This is a genomic window from Sphingobacterium sp. Lzh-3 (genome assembly GCF_046764375.1).
Taxonomy (GTDB): Bacteria; Bacteroidota; Bacteroidia; order Sphingobacteriales; family Sphingobacteriaceae; genus Sphingobacterium.
In genome coordinates, this window is record NZ_CP177226.1 from 3,206,995 (window position 1) to 3,229,071 (window position 22,077).

Below are 22,077 nucleotides of genomic sequence, written 5' to 3' on the forward strand. Positions count from 1 at the left end.
TGATTTTTCGAAATATGCTATTGGTCTTATGAAAGCATATAACGGAGAAAATTCTTCAATAGTCGATTCCTCAACTATCCATGAAATGTTTTCGCTGCAGAACCAAAATGTGCCTATTGAAAGTAATAAAAAAGGCTTAGGCTGGTTTATGTTTAAAAATGATTCCAATTTTGCTGTCTATCACGCTGGAAGTGCAGGATTTGCACAGGCAAAACTGCTATTAATTCCCAAAAGTAAATTTGCGGTAATTGTCATGACAAACTCAGCAGAAGGTGGTGCAATTGCAGAAGAATTTTGTTTCAGTTTCTTGAACAAGTACCAACTGAAGATTAGCGACCTATTTCCTGCTCCTATAACAGGAAAAATTCACAGTTCATCGGCCCCAATCAAATTATCTAATCATAGCCTGAAAAGACATGTAGGTAATTATGCGCAGGCCGAAGGGTATATCAAAGTCATTTTAGAAAAAGATCGTCTCAAACTTATTGATGGGGAAAGACAATATTTTCTTACTCCTTTATCAAAGGATGAATTTCTGCCTATCGAAATATTTCCAAATGATAGCTTAGTGGAAAGAAATAACAAAAGATTTGTTTTTAAGAAAGTTAATACCGAAACTTTTTTATTTCAAAGAATTGAAGATCGTGAACGCGAGTATGGACTAAAGCTCAAAAACCTTGATCGTTCTTCATGGGAGAATGCATTAGGAAAATACAAGCATTTCGGTTATCAGATGCTAATTGGAGATACAAAATTTAGAGAAGTTGAAATTTATATTTCAAAAGAAAAAGTTTTAATGATGAAGTTTACGACATTTGGCAGTGTTAGGTCTATACCTTTATATGTAATATCACCTAAATACGCTGTTACATGTGGAATAAATGCAGGTTTTGGAGGATTTAATGTTTCCTTATCTCAAAAAGACAATCAACAAGTGGTTGACTTTGCCGGTCTGACATTTAGAAAGGACCGATGAAACACCCAAAAATTAAAATTTTATTTGCACTAGCGTGGTTCACATGTATGGTCGTTTCTAGGCAATGGCTGGCGGAAAGTCTTGGTCCAAGTGAAGGGAAACAGAACATCTTAGTGACGCATCATTCACCGAGCATTCGTTCCCTGCCAATGAAGTATTTAGACCATCCGATCAGGACAGCCTACGCCTTGGAGCTATTACTGTTTTACGACAAAACGACTTTTAGAGCCGCCTTTTAGAACCGTATCCAATGCATGTGTTAATTCATCCATTGAGATTATCTGCACCATGTCTGATAGAAATTCAGGTTTGAAATCCTTTGCAAGTAAATTCCAGATCTCTTCCTTAAATTGTAATGGTTGCTCCACCGAATCTATTCCGATCAGCTTGACCCCTCTTAATATAAATGGATATATGCTGGTATTTAGATCTCCAGAGGCCACATTTCCACAACAGGTTACTACTCCGTTATAATGTAGTGATTTTATTATGCCGGATAGGATCTTCCCTCCTACACAGTCAATACCTGCCGCAAAATCGTTACGTGATAGGGCACGCGCGTCATATTTTGTAATAAAATCTTCTCTTGATATGACTTCAGAAATACCAAGAGTACGCTGAAAATAATCAGTGCTCTTCCCGGATATGGCGACGACATTATACCCGATCTTTGACAAAATAGCCGCAGAAAGACTCCCTACCCCTCCGGTAGCTCCACTTACTACAACTTTCCCGCTGTTGGGGATAATCCCTGATTTAATCAAGTTATAAACAGAAATACCAGCTGTCAAACCTGCCGTACCAAATGACATGGCTTCCAATGGGGTTAGTCCCGCCGGTAATGGGATGATCCACTCCGCTGGAACACTAATATATTGGCCAAATCCTCCCCAAGTATTCATTCCCAGATCATACCCTGTTACAATCACATTATCTCCCTTATTGAATCGACTGGATTTACAAGAAACTATCTTTCCTACAGCATCTATTCCTGGTATATGAGGAAAATTTCTCGTCACACCTTTGTTCCCCGAAGCAGATAGTGCATCTTTGTAATTTACGGATGAATATGCTACTTTAATCAGTACATCGTTTTCGGTTATCTGATCGAAAGGGACATCTTCAACTTTACTTTTGAAAATTCCTTCATTTTCTCTGACCATTAAGGCTCTGAATGTATTACGCATAAAAATAATTTTGAGTAAATTTGAATATTAAAAAACTAAGAAGCAATAACTTACAAAATAATCATATACTGCACAAAAGTTCAGTTTATTGATTATCAAGAGATAAAATAATGTCAGAAATAGAAAAGATTGAAACAGTTTGCCCATCGGATATTTTTCTGCAGGTCATAAAGGGTAAATGTAAGACTACATTAATTATGCTTATAAGGAAAAATAGGAACCGTTTTACGGAAATGAAAAAGACACTGCCAACAATTAGTGAGCGGACAATTGCAAAACAACTTAGGGAATTGGAAGCCGATGGTATTATTAGCCGAAAGGTTTTCAATGAAGTTCCTTTACGAGTTGAATATTATTTAACAGAATACGGCGAAAGTATTTATCCGATCGTCCGCGATATGCGTAAATGGGGACATATACATTTAAAGCATTTGCAAAATTTGGTTTAAATAAACTGATATATAATCAATAATCTGATGTAGCCTTAGCATAATCTCATCGCTCAAAGCAGTGGATTGGCCGGCGGAGGTTTGTATTTGTGGAGCAGTGTTCACTTCTATTTATTTTAAATGCTCCGACAGAAAAGCGAGTATTTCTGCTATCAATTGTTGATGTATTGATTTTCTGTCCATAGCATTATGGTCTCGATAATAAGTGGGCTCTTCGTTAACCAATTGAAGCTTTCCTTCATTCAAGAAAATGTAATGCCCCACTTTACCTTGAAGTACGCTATATTTTGAATTTTTGATTACTTCATGGTATCGTATTGCGTTAGTTTTAAGAGGAGCAATCGAATCGTCAGCCGCACCAATGATCAAAACTGGAGATGTATTGGTTTGCTTCACTTTGGGAAGGCCCAGCCCAAGAGCTGGAGACAAGGCTACACTGGCTTTAACGCGACTATCTCTTAAATCTAGCGGCACCTGTTCGCAGGGTATTTTTTGCATTAATTCCTGGAGGTCACCTAATTCAGGAATAACAAATTGTTTTCGATTTTCGGCTAACGATGCGTTTTTCTTAAGCGTATCGCAATCTAGTTTAGCCCCGGCAAGCGCCAAAGTAGTATATCCCCCCAATGAAAATCCTATACCGGCAATCCTACTGCTGTCTATGTAGCTATTAAACCGTGTGTCGTCAAGTAATGATGAAATCAGGAAATGAATATCTAGCGGTCTATCCCAATAACGTACAAAGTTCTCAGGGATTTTATTATCGAGCGTATTGCCCCAATGATCTGGAGCAACCACAAAATATCCATTTTTCGCCAATTCAATCGCCAGCCAGGATAAGCTAAATCTGTTGCCTCCAGTGCCATGAGACAACACAATCAATGGATGTTTATCTTGTATAAATTCCGCATTTTTTGCTGTAGGTGGTAAGATAAATGGCCGTTCTGTATCCTTAACATTGCTATTCTCGGTCGGATACCAGAGCTGCGCACTTAAAGGACGCCCTCGTATATAATCCGTATAGGCAATTTTCCGCTCGCCAACGTTTTTGACCGGTGTATGATAAATCATTAAAAACAGACTTAACAAAATAAGACTAAATGGAATATTCATATTTGATACCAATAAACTTAGGTTATTATCAATAAAAGTAGGGACCAAGCTTCCTATCAACAGACAAATTTACGATCAGTACGGTTATTAGATCAATGGTTATCTTTAACCATAAAATCAGTTTTCTCTGCATTATCATATGATCGGGGAAAAATAGTGTCCTTATTGCAAACACTGATAACATTCCGCAACCTATTATTAATGGGAATACGTATAAAGGACTTAAGCTCCCGCAGGTCTGATTTTCTTTGATAAAAATAGCGACGAAAGAAGTGGTTTGGTAATTACTGATAAGAAAGAAACTAACCTGAATGCACTTGCATTTGATTTTGGGCAAAACCCCATGGCATCAAAAGTGAAAAAAGAGGAATGAACCATCCAGCCGCAAAAAAGAATGCCCAATTTTTGCTCAATATAATTCATTGGCTTGACGAATGAACTGATTTGACTAACCATACATTATATTGTACTATTATATGCTATTTTGAAAATTAACGGCTAACGCCGATTCCTCTGGGAATAAATTTGTCATATAATTGATATACGATAGTCGAGTGGACTAATTTTTGTTTTCTTTTTAAACAGTCTGGTTAATGACTGAGGTTGATCAAATTGCATATTTTTAGCGATTTCAGCTACTGATAAATCAGTTTCAGCAAGTAATTCCTTTGCTATTTTAACAATAAAATTATCAATATGATACTGTGCTGTATTTTTAGAAGTTTTTAAAGAAACATCATTGAGAAATCGTGTTGTACAATTTAGTTTCGTGGACAATAATGTTAAACTAGGAAGTAAGGACAAGCATTTTCTTTTGCTATCAAAAAGAGTGTGCAGCTCGCTCATAAAATCTTTTTGTAACGCGCTAAACTCATTCAGCTTATCTTCCATTAACTGTTGATAAAACCTTTGCATATGTTGTAAAAGCAAATCAAGATATGAAATAAGTATTTTAGACTGCGTTTCACTCATGGGCATCTTAGTCTCGAGGTCTATCAGTTCAAAGATATTTTTTATAAGCCTATAATCGTTATTCGATAAGATCATCGATTCCTGAATGGAGTATTCTAAAAACCCAAATTCTTTCAATTTATTTCGCAGACTATATCCTGTAAATAGATCTGAACGGAATGCAAAATAAGCCCCTTCTTTAAAATATCCTCTTAGTTCTTGAACTGGAAAATACTGGTTGCTGAAAAATAATAAGGTATGTTGTCCACGATGATCCTTATTTGAACACCCAAAAACAATCAAAAAATATTTATCATCAATCCACCTTTTGGCGGAATCAAAAAATTGTTCCTCATTTCCAAAATTGTCAAAATTATAACTGAAGCTTGCACTGAAAGCATTTTGAAATTCATTCTTATTGCCAGTATTTATCATATTTTATTTTTCTTCGCGACTTTGCGCGTTATTTTTTATTGAATTCCCTCAAGAAAAACCCTCGTTAAAACAATATTGTTTGTAAAATAGCGGGATTTCCTGAGGAATACATCCCGAAGCTTCGTTTTCAACGTTATTTTGTATTCTATTCAAGAAACCAGCTTAACACGGATTTCTAATTATTTTTTTCTAAGATGGCTAAAAAAGCGCGTTTGACGCCTGAGACTAACAGTTACTTCTTTTCATGAACAATTGCTTTACCCGATTTTTCGAGCTCTTTCACAAAATCCCGCCCCCAGTAATGGATATCGTAGTGCTCAATATGCTCATACAGCCTGCGCGCCCTGACCTGAGCTTCTCCGGGTTCCATGACCAAGGCTTTCAACAGTGCATCTTTCATGCTCTTACGGTCGTAGGGATTGGTCAATATGGCATAAGGCAATTCGACCGAGGCCCCTGCAAATTCTGAGAGCACAAGAATCCCAGGAGTCTCCAATAACCCATGGGTCGCAATGTATTCCTTTGCGACTAGATTCAGTCCGTCCCGCAGAGGCGTGATCCAGGCAATATCGCTCAGCGCATAGTGTTTGACCACTTCCTCAAAAGGCAAGGCCCTATAAAAATATTGGATCGGGGTCCAGTTCATCGTTGCATATTTACCGTTGATCTCACCCACGGCCTGATTTACCTGATCCCGGATTTCGTCATAGATAGTCATCCCCTGTGATGGCGGCGTACAGACATTGACCAGTTCGATCTTGCCCCTAAATTCTGGGTATTCGGCCAGAAATTCACCAAAAGCCTGGATTTTTTCCAAGGGGCCTTTGACGTAATCTAGGCGCTCGATGGATATGATACGCGTTATTCCGGATCCGGCTTTGTTTTCTTTGAGGGCATTGATCTCAGTCTTGACCTTATCATCCGTCAAAATCTGTTCGATATGGCCCCTGTTCACCCCCACCGGCTGTGCGCCAAGCCTAATCTGCCGGCCATCCACCTCTATGATCTTGGTCATCTGATCGACGCCCAGCGCACAGCTATAGGTCAGGAACTGATTGGCGACATCAACTTTTTTGACCACTTTAAATGGTGTATGGCTGCGGATCACATCCACAAAATTCTCGACATAACGCGGGATATGAAAACTGATAAAATCACAGAGCAGCAGGCTGCCGATGATCTCTTTGCGCCAGGGAATAATATTGAAAATATCTGCTGCCGGAAAAGCCGTATGATGAAAAAAGCCAATTTTCAGATCTGGGCGCATGGTTTTTAAAAAAGAAGGCACCATCCACAGATTATACTCATGGATCCAGACCAGCGCCTCCTCGTCGGCCTCGCGGGCAATCCGCTCGGCAAAGCGCTTGTTTATCATCAGGTAATGTTCCCAGTCCTCGTGGTTGAATTTTGCCCGGTCCACAAAGGAAAAGATCGTCGGCCAGAACGCCTCTTTGGAGAATACACGATAGAACTTATCGATATCCTCTTTAGACAACGATATGGTGGAAGCGACCAAATTAGGATACCGGCTTTCGTCGACCAGCTGATTTGGAACCGGCTTTCCGTCCTGCTGGATGACTTCCTCCCCGATCCAAAGACCGGAGCGTCCCTTCTCAAATAAGCCCAGTAGCGAAGGAATGATGCCGTTTGGGCTTTTTGGCGCTACCCTTACCGTCTTACCGTTGACCGACTCCTTTTCAAAAGGCAGCCGATGGTACACCATCACCAGCTGGTCTGATTTTTTGGATCTTCTTTTTTGAGGCACCGATTTTTGTTCCCCGCGGATCAGCTGCTGAAACGGGCGGTATTTGCCCATGTACTCCAGTATACCGCCCGCTCCAGCGGCCTCTGCACTGTACGCTGTATCCAACTGATCAATGGCCTGCAGCAGCCCCGGCTCAGATTTTCCGACAGCAACACCACGAAAGCCGATCTCAAACAAGGCCAGATCATTCAGCGTATCGCCAGCTACCATCACATCATCTGGATCAACGGCCAGAAATTCAACCAGCTTCTTTAATGTCGTCCCCTTGTTGACCCCTCTGGGGAGCAAGTCCAGGTATTTATCGGCCGAAGTAATGATGTCGCAGTCGTACCTGTCCGCCACCTGCTGCACCAGGCTATGGTCCACGCCGACTTCAAAATAAAAGGAGCTGCGACGCTGCTGCGGTACATGCTGGTAATTCAAATGCGGTATTTCCTCCAGCGCCGCCCGGATTGCATAAGTCTGCGGCCATTTTTCCTCGATCTCACTCTGCAGCGGCTCAATCGCTTCCAGGCTATGGCCGTTAACGACGGTGGCGCCGACATCCGCAATAATGAAATCCGGCACCGGAATAAGCGGATCGCTCAGCAGCGGCAATACCGACTCCAGCCCTCTTCCGGTGACAAAGACCAGCTGCATCGGGCTAGTTTTTATCAATCTATATAATCTGAGGCGGTCTTCCATCTTTCCGCCCAAAAAAGTTCCATCTAAATCTGTTGCTAATAGCATATTATTTTATATTCCTTTCTAAAAGTTTAAATTCATCAATTGCGGCCATATGATTGTACAGCACACGATATGTGGTCTGTAAGAGGGGCAAATTGAGCCCGAGGGTCGAGACCGTCGCCATCAGCCCCCGGGTTGCAAAATATCCTTCTGCGACCATGCCCATGTGTTGACGGGCTTCGAACACCGAATATCCCTGGCCAAGGTATTTACCGAAAGTCCGGTTACGGCTATGCGCGGAGTACCCCGTCACCAATAGGTCGCCCAAATAGGTGGAGCTGCCCAGCCGGACATTGAGCGCACCAAGGGAATGCAGCAACAGCCCCAGTTCGTCAGTCGCGTTGGCCACAAGCACCGCCATAAAGTTGTCACCGTAGTGGAGTCCTTCAGCCATGCCACAGACGATGCCGACTACATTTTTGTAAATAGCGGCGTACTCCACGCCCAGCGTGTCGGGGCTATAATTTACCTGCATATAGCTTGAAGCGAAGCCCTTGGAAATCTTACGGATAAAGGATTCGTTGGGACCGCACAGGGTCATATAGGTTTTCTTGTTCCGTGCGATCTCTTCGGCATGGCATGGTCCCGCAATGATTGCCTGCTGAAAATCTTCCAATTTAAAATACTTAGCGAGATAAGCACTGGGAAGCAGGTTGTCCGGGCCGACGGTTCCTTTAATAGCGGTAATCACAAACTTTTCGGCAAGGTCCTCTTTGGGGATTGCGGCGCAAACTTTGTCCAGATGCGCACTGGGCACGACGAAAAGGATTACTTTCGATCGGGCCACGATCTCGTCCAGCTGATCGGACGCATAAATTTTTGTATTGTCAAGTTTTAAAAACGATAGGTAGTCAGGGTTAACAGCATCCCGGTTTATCGAGCGCGCCTGCTCTGAACGCCGCAAGTACCAGTTTGTATGAATGCTATTTTCTGTCAAAATTTTAACCAGGGCCGTGGCCCAACTCCCACCACCTATCACACTAATCTCATTCAAATCGTTGGGGGTTTTAAAGACGCGAAACAGAAGAAATTTCGCCGTCGGGTTATCTATTAATTTACTAATATCCGTAAAAATTAATCAATAAGCAAACTTTACACGTAAAAACAGCGTTAAAGGGGTATTTTTCACGCCAAAATCCGTGTTTATATTTCTTCGTAAATTTGTTTGTTCATATGAAAAATTTAAACATGCTTAACTTCAATGAACAATCATCAAGTTCAATTTATCAGTACATTTTTAATTTCTTTGCCAAATTGGGTTTACCCGAGCAGCAGGCACATATTGTTACGGCCGCCGCATTACTTTTTGCTTTTGCGGTGATGCTCTATGCGCTCGATTATATCATGCGCAAAGTATTTTATTCCGCATTGAATCGGATTGCCCAGCGAACCTCGACCAAATGGGATGATTATCTGTTGGAAAACAAGGTGCATGTACGCGTGAGCCGCACCCTGCTCGTGCTGCTTACACGGCAGCTGCTACCGGTGATCTTCGTTGGTTTTCCGGTGCTTACAGCCGCTATTGTCAAGATTCTGGATATCGTGGTATTGTTCACCATCTACCATCTGGCCAATAGCTTGTTAAAAACCTGCCGCGATATTCTTCGTGGTTCAAATGCGTTTAAGGACAAACCCATCGACAGCTACCTTCAGGTGGTACAGATCTTTTTAATATTTGTGATCGGTACACTGATCGTTTCCCTGCTGACCGGCAATTCGCCCTGGTCCTTTCTGGTCTCGCTTGGGGCGGCGTCCGCCATCCTCATGCTCGTCTTTAAGGATACTATCCTGGGCTTTGTGGCCAGTATTCAGGTGTCGGCAAATGACTCGGTCCGCGTAGGAGACTGGATAGAAATGCCCAAATACGGTGTGGACGGCGACGTGCTGCAGATCAACCTCAACAATGTGAAGATACAGAACTGGGACAAGACCATTGTCACCATTCCGACCTATACCCTACTGAGCGATTCATTTAAAAACTATCGTGGGATGCAGGAGACTGGTGGCCGTCGGATAAAACGGGCATTGAACATTAAAATGTCTTCGGTGCGCTACCTCAGTGCGGAGGAAATCACGGCATTAAAAACTATATGGCTGTTGGCTCCCTATATCGAAAAAAGGGAGCGCGAGATTGCCGAGTACAATAAAACTTGGCATACAGACAGCTCCTCGCCTGTCAATGGTCGCAGGATGACCAATATCGGCCTGTTCAGGGCCTATGTACTCGCCTATGCCAAACATAACCCCAATATCCATCAGGAACTTACTTTATTAGTCCGTCAGCTAGCCCCTAGCGAATACGGTATTCCGCTGGAACTGTACATGTTTACCAAGGGGACACAATGGGCCTATTTCGAAGATACGATGGCCGATATTTTTGACCATTTACTTGCTGCCATTAAGCACTTTCACCTGCAGGTATTTGAACTGCCAGCATCTGATGACCTGAGGGTGCTCGGTGCAATAGAAAACCGCTCCTAACAGCAACTCCCCTGTTGCGGTAAACCTAAGCTTGCCCGGTGGTTTCAATCTTATTGCCGCTGGGCAGCTATTAAAAGAACGGCTAAATTAGTTTCCCATAATTTAACACAAGGCTATGATTTATTCAAATAATACCATGAATTATTTCTTCTAAACCCTTCGGGAATTCAAGGCTATGCTCCATTGTGTTTTGTTGCATCTTGGACATGACTGGCAATCATTCTCAAAACTAAATAGAACATGGCCGCAATACATGCATGCAAATGGCCCTTCGGAACTGGATACATCAACCATTTTGTAAGATGATGGGAATAAGGGTAGCCCATATCGCACATCATTATCAGCATAAAATAAAACGCTTAAGGTTCCATCGACTTCTAGAATCCCTTCCTTAACCTGTCCCAAATGTTCGACATTTAAATTTCTCAGTTCAGAAAAAAATTCCATACGCGAAAAGGTATTATCATTTTCATGTTTTATATCAAATACGCCATCCTTTACTACAGGTAAAACTTTACCTTCCAATAAATGGGCAACCTTCTCTGATCGGGAAGCGAGCCAGGTTATCAACTTATACACGAAAATTACACCTATAAAGACAACAATCGCATGAAAAATTGGGATATCTTCTTGAAACATTGGATCTCCCGCAGCTGAGCCCAAACTAATAATAATCGCAACCTCAAAAAGAGTTAACTGCCGAACTCCCCTTCTACCCGAGAGCCTTAGAATTATCAAAATTAGAAGAAACATTATTACTGTTCTTGCACCTATTTCAACAAGAAAGGAGCTTTCCACCCCCTCAGCGAATATTTTTTGTATATCAATCATAACCTTTTAAAATCAAAAATCTTAATGTGCCCCCCAAAATTCAATCTTAAAACATTTCTCCGGTTACAATAGTTCATCACTCGGCAAAAACAACATGCCGCAGCGTGTTGCCTCTCGGTGTTCAAAGATGGGTGCTCAACGCGATATAAAAATCTGATGCATGGGATATAAAAATTTTTATACCCCATGCATCTAGCTAGAAATATAGACCTGACCAGACCAAGGCTTTAGCGATGCGACAGTGATTTGAGCATAATCAGTATCTGACAAAACCGCGGCATCCATTTCATTCGTATTAAATATAATTTTCCATTGCAGATCTTCAGGTAGCGTTACCTGTTGTACAGTGGCAGAAAAATTCATCATTACAAATAAAGAACTATCGTTTTTTTTCATCGCTAAGATAAGTACCTTTTGATTCGGGAGACATTTAGCCGTTATTTCATCGCGCTGTATATTTTTCAGCACAGGATTGGTTTTACGGAATGCTATCAGGGATCTATAATAAGATAAATGTTTCTGATGGACTTCGCTATCCTGTTCGTCCCAATTCAATACGGTATTCCTAAATATCGTCTCGTCCTGCGGGTCGAGAAATCCTGAATCTTCAAAAAAATCTTCAAACTCTTTTTTTCTTCCCTGTCTCACCTGCGCTACAAGTTTGGGGTCACTATGACTGGTAAAATAGGGAAAAGCTCGTTTTGTACCCCATTCTTCTCCCATGAACAGTAAAGGAAGATACGGTGATATGAACACGGCAAAAGCCATAAGTCGCGTAATTTCTACAGGATAGAGTGAAGCCGCGCGATCGCCCATCATCCTATTGCCGACTTGATCATGATTCTGGCAGAAAACTATAAAATGATTCCCTTCGATACCTAGCGTGTCCGTTCCAAAGAATTTTTCCCGATGGGGAGAATAGTTTCCATCGAATACATATGCTTTTTCATAAGCTTTTGCGAGATCGGCCAATCCATTAAATTCCTCATAGTACCCTTTTTTTGGTTCGCCCACGCTTACTCTTAAAGCGTGGTGAAATTCATCTAGCCATTGTGCATCCATCCCAAAACCATTTTTCGCCAATGGGTCTAGAAATCGTCTATCGTTAAGATCACATTCAATAAATAGAAAATGGTTTTTTCCGGATTTAGCAATAATTTCATCCGTTTCCTTCCGAATTTGCTGAAGGATATGAACAGCGTTAAAATCCTTGATTGCATGTACCGCATCCAAACGCAGCGCATCGATATGAAAGTCTTCAAACCACATGCGTACATTGTTCAGTACCAGATCGCGCTGTCCATGACAATAGCTATCGTCATAATTCAGCGCATTACCCCAGGGGGTATGGTATTTGTCGGTAAAATATGGACCATAATTCGCGAAATAGTTTCCCTCGGGACCGAGATGATTATAGACGACATCCAAAATTACCGCAATATTGGCCTCATGACAGGAATTCACAAGCCTTTGGAATTCCGAAGCGCCACCGTAGGAATGCTGCACTGCAAATGGAAAAACACCATCGTAGCCCCAATTTCTTTCACCTGGAAACTGGGCGACAGGCATAATTTCAATAGCAGTGATGCCCAAATCTTTCAGATAGGGAATCTTTTTGATAACACCATCGAAATCATGGGATGAAGTAAATGTTCCTACATGAAGCTCGTAAATAATAAAATCAGACAATGCTGGCGGCCGATAGTCTTTATCGGTCCAAGAAAAAGTGAGATCAACGACTTTTGAGGGACCATGTACACCTTCTGGCTGGGAGAGCGAAATCGGGTCCGGCAATTCCTTGCCATCGACACTGATCCGGTATAAATCTCCAGCTGTTAATAAATCAGTCTCCGCGTACCAATAACCATATTGTTGGGGCTTAAGCGCGATCTCCATATCTTTTTGATAAAATCGGCAATGCACATTCTTTGCCATTGGTGCCCATACGCGAATCTGCCAATGGTCACCATTGCGACGAATACCCAATTGTTTAATTCCTGTCTCGCTCATCAATATCTCCCACTTTATTGTGACTGAAATAAAAGTATGGAACGTGAGGGCACTAAAATAGAATCTCCTGCTGAATAGTTTCCAAAGCTTTCTATCGTATCATTATTCGTATCTAAGATCTTAAACCAACCAGCCCCATAATTTTCACCGGGGAGCGTGTAGGTTACATCTTCCCAATACGCATTAAATAGCAGGTAAAAATTAGCATCCACGATTTTCTTTCCATCAGTATCTACTGATCTAATTCCCGCACCGTTTAAAAACACAGCGAGTGAGCGCGCATAGTCTTCCTGCCAGTGATGATCATCCATCTCAGATGCATCTGGAAGAAACCATACGATATCTTCAACACCTGTACCGCGGATAGGCAATCCTTGAAACCATTTGCGACGACAGAATACCGGATGTTCTCGCCTAAAATGGATCAATTTTTTAGTGAAGTCCAATAAAGATACATCTACATTGGCCCAGTTGAGCCATGAAATCTCATTGTCCTGACAATAGGCGTTATTATTGCCCTGCTGTGTTCGCCCATGTTCATCGCCAGCGAGAAGCATAGGTACTCCCTGGGAAAGAAATAAGGTGACGAGCATGTTTCTTTTTTGTTTTTCTCTTAGGTTATTTACCGTAGAATCATCTGTAGGTCCTTCTGCCCCGCAGTTCCAGGAACGGTTGTGGCTTTCTCCATCTTTATTATCCTCACCATTAGCTTCATTGTGCTTTTCGTTATACGATACCAGATCGTGGAGCGTAAATCCGTCATGTGCAGTAATGAAATTTATACTGGCGGAAGGTGTACGATTGTCACCCCGGTATAAATCGGAGGATCCCGTTAGGCGATTAGCAAATTCAGCGATCATACTGTCCGCTCCGATCCAATAATCGCGGATACAGTCACGATACTTTCCATTCCATTCGGCCCAACCGGCGGGGAACTCGCCGACCTGATACCCTCCTTCTCCAATATCCCATGGTTCTGCAATTAGTTTAACCTGTGAGATCAAGGGATCCTGATGGATAACGTCAAAGAAAGAGCTCAATTTATCTACGTCATGGAGCTCCCGCGCTAATGCTGAAGCTAGATCAAAACGGAATCCATCAACGTGCATTTCCTGCACCCAATAGCGTAAACTATCCATGATCAGCCGTAGTACGTTAGGCTGGCGGGTATTTAATGTATTGCCTGTTCCAGTAAAATCCATATAATAACGTGGATCTTCAGCCAGACGATAATATGAAGCATTGTCAATTCCTCTAAAAGAGAGTGTTGGCCCCATTTCATTCCCTTCGCCTGTATGATTGTAAACGACATCAAGGATAACTTCTATCCCTGCACTATGGAGTGCTTTTACCATTTCCTTGAATTCCACGACCTGTTCTCCATAGGTACCCGAAGCTGAATAGCGCACATCAGGGGCAAAAAAACCAATACTGTTATATCCCCAATAGTTAGTTAGTCCTTTATTCTGAAGGTGACGGTCTGTAATAAAATGGTGTATAGGCAATAATTCAATTGCAGTGATCCCCAATTCCTTTAAGTAATTTATGGTGACAGGATGCGCCAAGGCAGCGTATGTTCCTCTTATTTCTTCGGGAATATCTGGATGAGTTGCCGTAAAACCTTTTACATGTGTTTCATAAATCACACTTTGGTGCATCGGTATACGCGGAGGATGGTCGTCCCCCCAATCAAAATGACCGTCTATAACCACGGATTTCGGGACGAAAGGGGCGCTATCAGTTGTATCCAAACTCAAATCGTCCTCGCCTATATTGTACGCAAATAAAGCATCATTCCATTGTACGACACCCGAAATTGCTTTTGCATAGGGGTCAATCAGTAATTTATGCGGGTTAAAACGATGCCCCTGGGCCGGATCGTAAGGACCGTGCACACGATAACCATACAGTTGTCCTGGTTTAATTCCCGAAACATAAATATGCCAAACTTGATGCGTCTTCTCCGTTATTTTAAATTGCTCGATTTCTTGTTGGTTCGAACTATCATAGAGATAAAGTTCGACAGCTTCGGCATTTTCGGAGAAAAGGGCAAAGTTAACCCCTTCTCCATCGTAAGTTGCGCCCAAAGGATAAGGGCTTCCAGTATTGATTTTTGTTTCCATCTTTATGTTTAACGGTTGTATATTTTTGTGTAGTCATTTAATCTCGCCTGAAGTTTTGGAGAAAAAGCTCTTTTCTGCATGCGCCACAACCAATTTCCAGTCGTAGTGGCAGGTCGGTTCATACGACATGATCCATCAAGATTGAGGATATCTTGCATCGCAACAATGACTGTATCTGCGACAGAAGCGTAAAGTGATCGTATGAGGACCTCATTCACATTTCCGCTGTCAACAATTTGTCCAAAATAGGTATTAATATTTATTTTACTCGATGATTTAAGATCTTCACGATACCAAGAAAGTGTCGTATTATTATCGTGTGTTCCAGGATAGGCAACAGAATTTCTGCAATGATGATGTGGAATATGGGGCGAATGTGCCATATCTTTATCAAAAGCGAACTGTAAAACCGCCATGCCCGGGAAGTTGTATTGATCGCGCAGATCATATACCTTCGCATCGATATCTCCAAGATCTTCAGCGATAAAAGGCATGTCATCTAAATGAACTTTTACTTGATCAAAAAAATCCGAACCAGGACCCGTTGACCAACTTCCATTCTTGGCAGAAGTTTCTTCAAAGGGAACTTCCCAATAGGAAGAAAATGCTCTAAAATGATCAAGCCGCAACCTATCAAACAGCGCGCAATTGTGTGACAGGCGCTCAATCCACCATCTGTAGCCATCTTTTTTGAGTGATCCCCAATGATAAGTCGGCATGCCCCATAATTGCCCCGCTGCATTAAAGTAATCAGGCGGAACCCCAGCAACATTTTTAATAGTACCATTTTCCCCTATGGAAAAATAGTGCGGATTGGCCCAAACATCGGCAGAATCATAGGCAACATAAAATGGAATATCACCGATAAATCTTATGCCATAATCGTATGCGTAGTTTCTTATGGCATCCCATTGTCTGAAAAATAGGTATTGAAACCATTTTTCCTTTCGTAATTCATCTGCGAATTCAACTGCGAAATCGTTAATTGCAGCGCTGTCGCGATGTTTGTATTGTGGTGGCCATTCATACCAAGGACGATTCCCATATCTGTTTTTTAGAACTTTGAAAAGTGCGTAATCCTTAAGCCACGAAGATTCACGGTCTACAAATTCGGATAAATCAAGCGCATCTTGAACAGAAAGACGATTAAATGCCTTCTCCAAAAGTTTATATTTTGTGAAGACTACAGCGGCAAAATCTATTGTTTTATAACTATTTCTTTTTAAAGGCTTTAGTTCCCCTCTTTCCAATAAGCCAAATTCCAACAATTCGTTTAAATTGATGAATAATGGATTACCTGCTCTACTACTTAGAGTGCTGTACGGAGAATGGTTTTGCGTTACATCTGTCGGCCCTAAAGGAAGTACCTGCCACCAGCTTTGGCCGCTATAATGCAGTTGTTTAACAAAACGACGTGCTCCGGATCCCAAATCACCAATTCCATAGGATGATGGCAATGAACTGATATGCATTAAAACACCCGCACTACGCTTAGGTAGGGTACTTTTGTATTTTAAAATAGCCATTGGAAGATCCCTAAAAATGGCATTCACTGAAATTTCTGTGCCTTCGCCCGCTATGTCAAATAGCATGTGATGCCAGGTCACGGAATGATTTACGGAAAGATGAACGCTCGTATCTGCCCAGTCAAATGAGCCAGTTACGAATTTGGAGATTTTACCGATAGCAGCCAGGTGTAGCGGAAGTACTACGATCATCCAATCATCTCCAGATCTACGCGCGAACGCCAAAATATGTTTACGGTAACGACCGCTTACTTTTAACGGAATATAACTGCTATCTGATGCAAGTGCAGCATCATGCTTTCTGAGTTTTACCAATTCCTTAACTAACCATAGTTTAATTGTCCCATCGTATCTATTCTGCCATAATTGTCGAATTCGACTGTCGTTGGGGATATTTTCAATTGCCTTCAGCAGATTTTCACTTAATTGATAATCTATCGGTCGTCGATTGTCGGGATCAACAAAACTATGGTTCCAGAGTTCCGACCCCTGGTAAATATCAGGTACACCGGGACAAGTAAATTTTAAGATTTGCTGTGTAAGCGAGTTTAAAATCCCGAAATCAGCCACCGCTTCAATAAATTGATAAAAGCTCGTAAAAAATGGACGATCTTTATCAAGCAAAAAAGAGGCAAATTCCCGAACAGCGTCTTCATAGGTTAGATTTGGATTTTCCCAGCTCGAGCGCTCTTTCCCTTCGCGCAGATATTTAACCAAGTAGTCCAAAAAACGTTTTTCAAATGCTTTGGATGCTTCACCATCCTGTTTTTCCATTGGATAAGACGCTACCAATGACTGATAAATAAAATATTCATCATTCGGATGTGGGAGGTCTTTTCGATATTCATTCCAAACCACATCTTGCCAAATCTGAACCTGTTTAACCCATTTCTGAGCCATAGCGGTGAGGACTAATAAGCGACTTCGCGAATCTTCACCACGTTTGGTATCGTGTGTAGAACTTGCATTGATGGACAGTGGCCAAAAGTTTTGCCTTTCCTGCATTAATTTGTGGAATTTCTTTTTACTTAGCCCCCAGTTATCCGGATGATCGCCGACTTCATTGTGTCCTATAAAACGGTTGTAGGTATACATTAACGTATCTTCCACCCCCTTAGCCATTACTGGGCCGGCCAACTGCATACATCGGAGAAAAAAATCAACCACAGCAGTTTGGCTCGGCGATTCTGAATCTGCCTGTGCTTGCTCAAACAGTCCTCGAAATTGATTAACAAGCTTTTCATCGAGCTGCGGATTTCGGGTCAACTTTTTAAAAAGAGAAGACAGCAGATCGAAATTGTTTGCCGACAGTGGAAAGCTTTCGTCATATAATCGATAAACAGGGAAAAATCCCAGAAAAGAGGTTAGAATATCTTTTAAAGACCCTAGCTTATTCGGACTTTTAACGCCTAAAAGAGATGCCAATGACCGGGCCAGGTTATTAAGCTCGCCCTGCATGTGTTCATTGAGAATTATGCTCTTTTTTATATACTGTTGTTTTTTGATGGATATATTTTCTCCAATAACTTTTCTATAATACTTGTCCAATATTTTCTTTCCCGATTTGCAGGAGCAAACATTATTGGAAGCCGACAAAAAATCGTAGCCTGTTGTTCCCTGTATAGGCCATTCGAGTGGAAGTTTCTCCCCCTGTTCAAGTATTTTTTCAGCAACTATATAAGTTTGTGGACCGATTAATTTCCTCAAATTAAATAAATAGTCAGTAGGCTTATAAAGTCCATCAATATGATCAATCCTTAATCCATCAATCAGTTCTTCATCGACAAGTTTTTTTATCAGCTTATGCGACTGCTCAAATACATTTTTGTCTTGTACATTTAAACAAATCAATTCATTGACCGTAAAAAAACGTCTAAAATTTATACGTTGATTTGTAAACCACCAAGGACAAAGCTCATAACTCTGACTAGCCACCAGTTCGTGAATACCTTCCAGATTATTATTAAACTGATCAAGAATATGCTTTAATTTCTCATCTGAAAGATTCTTAAAAATATGCGCACGCAACTGTCTCCATTCCTCGACATCTCCATTAGCTTGAGCCGTATTTATTTGAACCAGAAGTCCACTAAAATCCGATTGGCTCTCTTTTAAATAATCATTAAGGACGAAAAAATAGGATTCGGGGGAAAGTGGATAATCGTTTTCCTGATAAGAAAGCCGAAGACTATCGTCTGAGAAAACGACAGTAATTTCATGGTTTGAAACCGTTTCGTCTAAGGTCTCAGACAAGGTAGGCACCATTAACTTTCCTTTCTCGTATACATTGGAACTATAGCAGGTATCAAAAAAATGGCTAAATTTTGATGTCTGTCCAAATTCGAGCAGATTCATTAGCCATTCATTCGAGGGATGAAACGCCATATGGTTCGGAACAATATCCTGTAACCATTTGATATGATATTCACTTAACTCTTTTTTAATGGATCTCAGCTCGTCCAGCGTACCAAGCTCACTATTTATTTTATTCAAATTTGTACCGTCATAACCATGCATACTGCCTGGTGTTGACTGAAAAATAGGTGCAGCATAGATTGTATCGATGCCCAGGTCTCTTAAGTAAGGAATGATCCTTTTGAAATCCGAAAAGTTAAATTCTTTGTGAAATTGAATTCTGTAAGTAGTGTTTGGTGTATTTATGGATACATTTCTATTCATCTGCATGGCTCGCTGAATTTCATTTTAGATCAGAACGTCGGCCAGCAATTTTAGTTCATATGAATTTCAAAAAAGAAAGATGGATAAAGATCTAAGAAATCTGAAAATACTACAGAAAAAAAATAATTTAAAATTAAAACGAATCTTTTTGAGCTACGTTCTACTTATACCTCTTCAATAATTGCAGTTTATAAAATAATATAAAATGAAAAAAATAGGAATTACGTTTTCTGCTTTTGATCTGCTCCATGCAGGTCACATTAAAATGCTCGAAGATGCCAAAGAACATTGCGACTTTCTGATCTGCGGCCTACAAACCGATCCAACACTTGATCGTCCAGAGAAAAACAAGCCAACACAATCTGTATTTGAACGCTATATGCAATTAAAGGCATGTAAACATGTAGATATGATTATTCCATATGCAACAGAACAGGATCTAGAAGATGTATTACGTTCGTTCAAAATACATGTGCGGATTTTAGGCGATGAATATATGGATAAAGCATTTACTGGGAGGCAATATTGCGAAGAAAAAGGAATTGAATTGTATTTCAATAGACGGGAAAACAGGTTTTCGAGTTCTTCTTTACGCCGAATAATAGCATCGAAAGAAAGAGTCAGTGCGGGTTCAGTAGTAAATATAAATGAGGGAGTTAACTACGCCTTAAAGCGTATAAATGCATAAACTAATAATGAATATATGAACGTAGGTATTATTTTCGGCGTATTTGACATGTTACATGTAGGCCATATTGTTGCACTGCAGGAAGCTAAGAGCAAATGTGATTATTTGGTTGTAGGACTTAAAACCGATTCAAACATACAGAATGCTGAATTCCATGATGCAGCACAAACAATGGTCGAACGCTTTATCAAATTAGAGGGTTGTCAATTTGTTGATGAAATTATTCCTTTTGAATCAGATAAAGACATCACGGATATGCTTCAGTCGCTGCCCATTCACACATATTTTATAGGTGAAGAATATAAATTGATCGATTTTTCAGGAAAGGATTATTGTATCTCGGAAGGAATCGAAATATGCTATACCAAAAACAAAAATAGGTTCTCAAGCCTATCGCTTCGCAAAATTGTAAGTGATAAAGAAGCCGAAAAGGGAGAAAATGCTTTTCAGCACAAATCTGACATGCTATCCCTAAATCAACGTATACCTCAATTTTAAAGGTAGCATTATATCGGTAGCAATAAGTAGAAAGCTTGTAATCAACAATAATATCGTTAGGTATGGAAAAAATCAATATTGGTATTATTACGAATTTAAGAAAGCTACTGTTCGCCTACCGTATACTTTTTTCTGAGCATATACAAAGTCCGGCAAATATTGTACTTGAAGCAACATCTATTGATACTATCAGCAGCAATTCTCACATCAATGAAAGGCCAGAATTGCTGCTGATAGATTATCGCCTCGTATTTAAAGACACAGCACTTTTCTTTTCGTTTGTAAATTATTTTTATCCCGACACGGTCATTTTACTTATTGTACATCAAAATTTCCTTTGGGAAGCAAAGCGATGTACAAATTATGTTCACTCGGTTTTATCCCTAAACTTGGACATTAATCAACTTTTTATGCTTATAAGAAATTCAACTTTGCAGTCTAACAGTGTTAAACAGTGAATTCCCTTTTTTTTAACTCGATCTTCATTCACAAAGAGTTAGATAATCCTTTTTTATATTCTTCTTTCTCAGTACAACAGATCATAAAAAAATGGATCAGCTTATCGCTAACAATTTGTTTGGGGGTTTTCGTTGTAATGACAAGACAGAACAATATAGGGAATTCACCGTTGAATAAAATACCAATTATAGTCTGAAACAGGTTCGGTATAATACCCGCAAGATAAATTCTGAAGAATACAGTAAGTTTCTGAAAAAATTTCACTTACTAGTATTAATTTAAGTTTCGAAACTCTTGCGGTGTATTTCCTGTTTTTTGTTTAAATAGTTTACTGAAGTATTGAGGATATTCAAACCCTAATTCATAAGCTATTTCACTTATGCTTTTATTAGTCCCTAAAAGAACGTCCTTGGCTTCTTCTATTAGGTAATAATGGATCGTGTCTTTGGCGTTCATGCCTGTTTCTTTCTTTAGTAAATCGCTGAGGTAATTGGGCGAGAGATTAACTTTTTCAGCCAGACAAGTCACTGAAGGCAACCCATTTTGAATGAGTTCATTCGAATTAAAATAATTCGTCAATACATCCGCTACTTTTTCAACAATAGTTCTGTTTGAACCTTTCCTAGTTATAAATTGCCTTCCATAATAGCGCTGGCAGTAATTGAGCAATAGTTCGATATTGGAAACGATCAGAGTCTGACTATAATGATCAATATTTTCCTCTAGTTCCGTTTCAATTTTTTTAATACAGTCAAACAATGTTTCTTTTTCCTTATCCGAAAGATGCAATGCCTCTGATGTTTCGTAAGAAAAGAAGGTATACTCTTTCATCTTTGAACCTAAAGATGTCCCATGCAGGAGATCAGGATGGAAAAATAGTCCCCAACCCATCATGTCTTCCTTTTTTTCTATCTCATTATCCATAGTGACCACCTGTTTGGGAGCGATACAGACCAAACTTCCTTCCTGAAAATCGTACGACTGCCTTCCATATCGCATGTTGTTTGCACAATAATTTTTAAACATCACAGAATAAAAATCACAGCTGATACGCATTCCTTCTTCCATTACGTCATCCATTTTGCTGAAATCAATTATCGTAACCAATGGATGTTTGGTTTTATGCTGTACAAACTTATTGATGTCGGAAATAGTTTTTATGTTGATTACAGGCTTCATT

At 40.5% G+C, this 22,077-nt stretch carries 15 protein-coding genes; 5 read left to right on the forward strand and 10 right to left on the reverse strand.

The window, feature by feature from the left end; genetic code table 11:
• Positions 1-28: 28 nt before the first annotated feature.
• Complete coding sequence (locus tag ACLCDV_RS13415) at positions 29-976, forward strand: hypothetical protein (protein WP_317666595.1); 948 nt, start codon at positions 29-31, stop codon at positions 974-976.
• A gap of 197 nt (positions 977-1,173) precedes the next feature.
• Here the strand turns inward: ACLCDV_RS13415 and ACLCDV_RS13420 are convergent, their stop codons facing one another.
• Positions 1,174-2,163, reverse strand: coding sequence for a YhdH/YhfP family quinone oxidoreductase (locus ACLCDV_RS13420; protein WP_411971372.1), 990 nt, complete (start codon positions 2,161-2,163; stop codon positions 1,174-1,176).
• Between the two features lie 110 nt (positions 2,164-2,273).
• On the opposite strand from ACLCDV_RS13420, the gene ACLCDV_RS13425 reads away from it, so the two are divergent.
• On the forward strand, positions 2,274-2,612 hold the full coding sequence (locus ACLCDV_RS13425; RefSeq protein WP_411971373.1) for a winged helix-turn-helix transcriptional regulator: 339 nt from the start codon (positions 2,274-2,276) through the stop codon (positions 2,610-2,612).
• Between the two features lie 111 nt (positions 2,613-2,723).
• Here ACLCDV_RS13425 and ACLCDV_RS13430 read toward each other — a convergent pair whose 3' ends face one another.
• The 4 genes from ACLCDV_RS13430 to ACLCDV_RS13445 form a co-directional block, all read right to left on the reverse strand.
• Positions 2,724-3,683, reverse strand: a complete 960-nt coding sequence (locus ACLCDV_RS13430) for an alpha/beta hydrolase family protein (protein ID WP_411971374.1) — start codon at positions 3,681-3,683, stop codon at positions 2,724-2,726.
• Between the two features lie 570 nt (positions 3,684-4,253).
• Entirely contained in the window at positions 4,254-5,111 is an 858-nt protein-coding gene (locus ACLCDV_RS13435) for a helix-turn-helix domain-containing protein (protein WP_317666591.1), read from the reverse strand.
• A gap of 232 nt (positions 5,112-5,343) precedes the next feature.
• Positions 5,344-7,605 carry a glucosylglycerol-phosphate synthase gene (ggpS, locus tag ACLCDV_RS13440; RefSeq protein ID WP_411971375.1) on the reverse strand — a complete coding sequence of 754 codons (2,262 nt, stop codon included), beginning with the start codon at positions 7,603-7,605 and terminating at the stop codon, positions 5,344-5,346.
• Between the two features lies 1 nt (position 7,606).
• Entirely contained in the window at positions 7,607-8,596 is a 990-nt protein-coding gene (locus tag ACLCDV_RS13445) for an NAD(P)H-dependent glycerol-3-phosphate dehydrogenase (protein ID WP_317666589.1), read from the reverse strand.
• Positions 8,597-8,775: 179 nt separating this feature from the next.
• On the opposite strand from ACLCDV_RS13445, the gene ACLCDV_RS13450 reads away from it, so the two are divergent.
• Complete coding sequence (locus ACLCDV_RS13450; protein WP_317666588.1) at positions 8,776-10,083, forward strand: mechanosensitive ion channel family protein; 1,308 nt, start codon at positions 8,776-8,778, stop codon at positions 10,081-10,083.
• A 150-nt stretch (positions 10,084-10,233) separates the two neighbouring features.
• Here ACLCDV_RS13450 and ACLCDV_RS13455 read toward each other — a convergent pair whose 3' ends face one another.
• The 4 genes from ACLCDV_RS13455 to treY all read right to left on the reverse strand — a co-directional run bounded on the left by ACLCDV_RS13455 (position 10,234) and on the right by treY (position 19,252).
• Positions 10,234-10,914, reverse strand: a complete 681-nt coding sequence (locus ACLCDV_RS13455) for a DUF421 domain-containing protein (protein ID WP_317666587.1) — start codon at positions 10,912-10,914, stop codon at positions 10,234-10,236.
• A 192-nt stretch (positions 10,915-11,106) separates the two neighbouring features.
• Positions 11,107-12,924 carry a malto-oligosyltrehalose trehalohydrolase gene (gene treZ / locus ACLCDV_RS13460; RefSeq protein ID WP_411971376.1) on the reverse strand — a complete coding sequence of 606 codons (1,818 nt, stop codon included), beginning with the start codon at positions 12,922-12,924 and terminating at the stop codon, positions 11,107-11,109.
• A gap of 14 nt (positions 12,925-12,938) precedes the next feature.
• Positions 12,939-15,047 (reverse strand): glycogen debranching protein GlgX, encoded by a 2,109-nt coding sequence (glgX, locus tag ACLCDV_RS13465; RefSeq protein WP_411971377.1) that lies wholly within the window; start codon positions 15,045-15,047, stop codon positions 12,939-12,941.
• A gap of 8 nt (positions 15,048-15,055) precedes the next feature.
• Entirely contained in the window at positions 15,056-19,252 is a 4,197-nt protein-coding gene (gene treY, locus ACLCDV_RS13470; RefSeq protein ID WP_411971378.1) for a malto-oligosyltrehalose synthase, read from the reverse strand.
• A 205-nt stretch (positions 19,253-19,457) separates the two neighbouring features.
• On the opposite strand from treY, the gene ACLCDV_RS13475 reads away from it, so the two are divergent.
• Together ACLCDV_RS13475 and ACLCDV_RS13480 are read left to right on the forward strand one after the other, a co-directional pair.
• Positions 19,458-19,940 (forward strand): adenylyltransferase/cytidyltransferase family protein, encoded by a 483-nt coding sequence (locus tag ACLCDV_RS13475; protein ID WP_346067810.1) that lies wholly within the window; start codon positions 19,458-19,460, stop codon positions 19,938-19,940.
• Between the two features lie 15 nt (positions 19,941-19,955).
• Complete coding sequence (locus ACLCDV_RS13480) at positions 19,956-20,438, forward strand: adenylyltransferase/cytidyltransferase family protein (protein ID WP_411971379.1); 483 nt, start codon at positions 19,956-19,958, stop codon at positions 20,436-20,438.
• Between the two features lie 732 nt (positions 20,439-21,170).
• Here the strand turns inward: ACLCDV_RS13480 and ACLCDV_RS13485 are convergent.
• Positions 21,171-22,076, reverse strand: a complete 906-nt coding sequence (locus ACLCDV_RS13485; RefSeq protein WP_411971380.1) for a helix-turn-helix domain-containing protein — start codon at positions 22,074-22,076, stop codon at positions 21,171-21,173.
• Position 22,077 lies beyond the last annotated feature (1 nt).

Coding starts and splice junctions, on each gene's coding strand:
- ACLCDV_RS13455 (WP_317666587.1), bottom strand. CDS start 10,914: ATGATTGATATACAAAAAATATTCGCTGAGGGGGTGGAAAGCTCCTTT.
- treY (WP_411971378.1), bottom strand. CDS start 19,252: ATGAATAGAAATGTATCCATAAATACACCAAACACTACTTACAGAATT.
- treZ (WP_411971376.1), bottom strand. CDS start 12,924: ATGAGCGAGACAGGAATTAAACAATTGGGTATTCGTCGCAATGGTGAC.
- ACLCDV_RS13420 (WP_411971372.1), bottom strand. CDS start 2,163: ATGCGTAATACATTCAGAGCCTTAATGGTCAGAGAAAATGAAGGAATT.
- ACLCDV_RS13415 (WP_317666595.1), top strand. CDS start 29: ATGAAAGCATATAACGGAGAAAATTCTTCAATAGTCGATTCCTCAACT.
- ACLCDV_RS13430 (WP_411971374.1), bottom strand. CDS start 3,683: ATGATTTATCATACACCGGTCAAAAACGTTGGCGAGCGGAAAATTGCC.
- ggpS (WP_411971375.1), bottom strand. CDS start 7,605: ATGCTATTAGCAACAGATTTAGATGGAACTTTTTTGGGCGGAAAGATG.
- ACLCDV_RS13450 (WP_317666588.1), top strand. CDS start 8,776: ATGAAAAATTTAAACATGCTTAACTTCAATGAACAATCATCAAGTTCA.
- glgX (WP_411971377.1), bottom strand. CDS start 15,047: ATGGAAACAAAAATCAATACTGGAAGCCCTTATCCTTTGGGCGCAACT.
- ACLCDV_RS13435 (WP_317666591.1), bottom strand. CDS start 5,111: ATGATAAATACTGGCAATAAGAATGAATTTCAAAATGCTTTCAGTGCA.
- ACLCDV_RS13485 (WP_411971380.1), bottom strand. CDS start 22,076: ATGAAGCCTGTAATCAACATAAAAACTATTTCCGACATCAATAAGTTT.
- ACLCDV_RS13480 (WP_411971379.1), top strand. CDS start 19,956: ATGAACGTAGGTATTATTTTCGGCGTATTTGACATGTTACATGTAGGC.
- ACLCDV_RS13425 (WP_411971373.1), top strand. CDS start 2,274: ATGTCAGAAATAGAAAAGATTGAAACAGTTTGCCCATCGGATATTTTT.
- ACLCDV_RS13475 (WP_346067810.1), top strand. CDS start 19,458: ATGAAAAAAATAGGAATTACGTTTTCTGCTTTTGATCTGCTCCATGCA.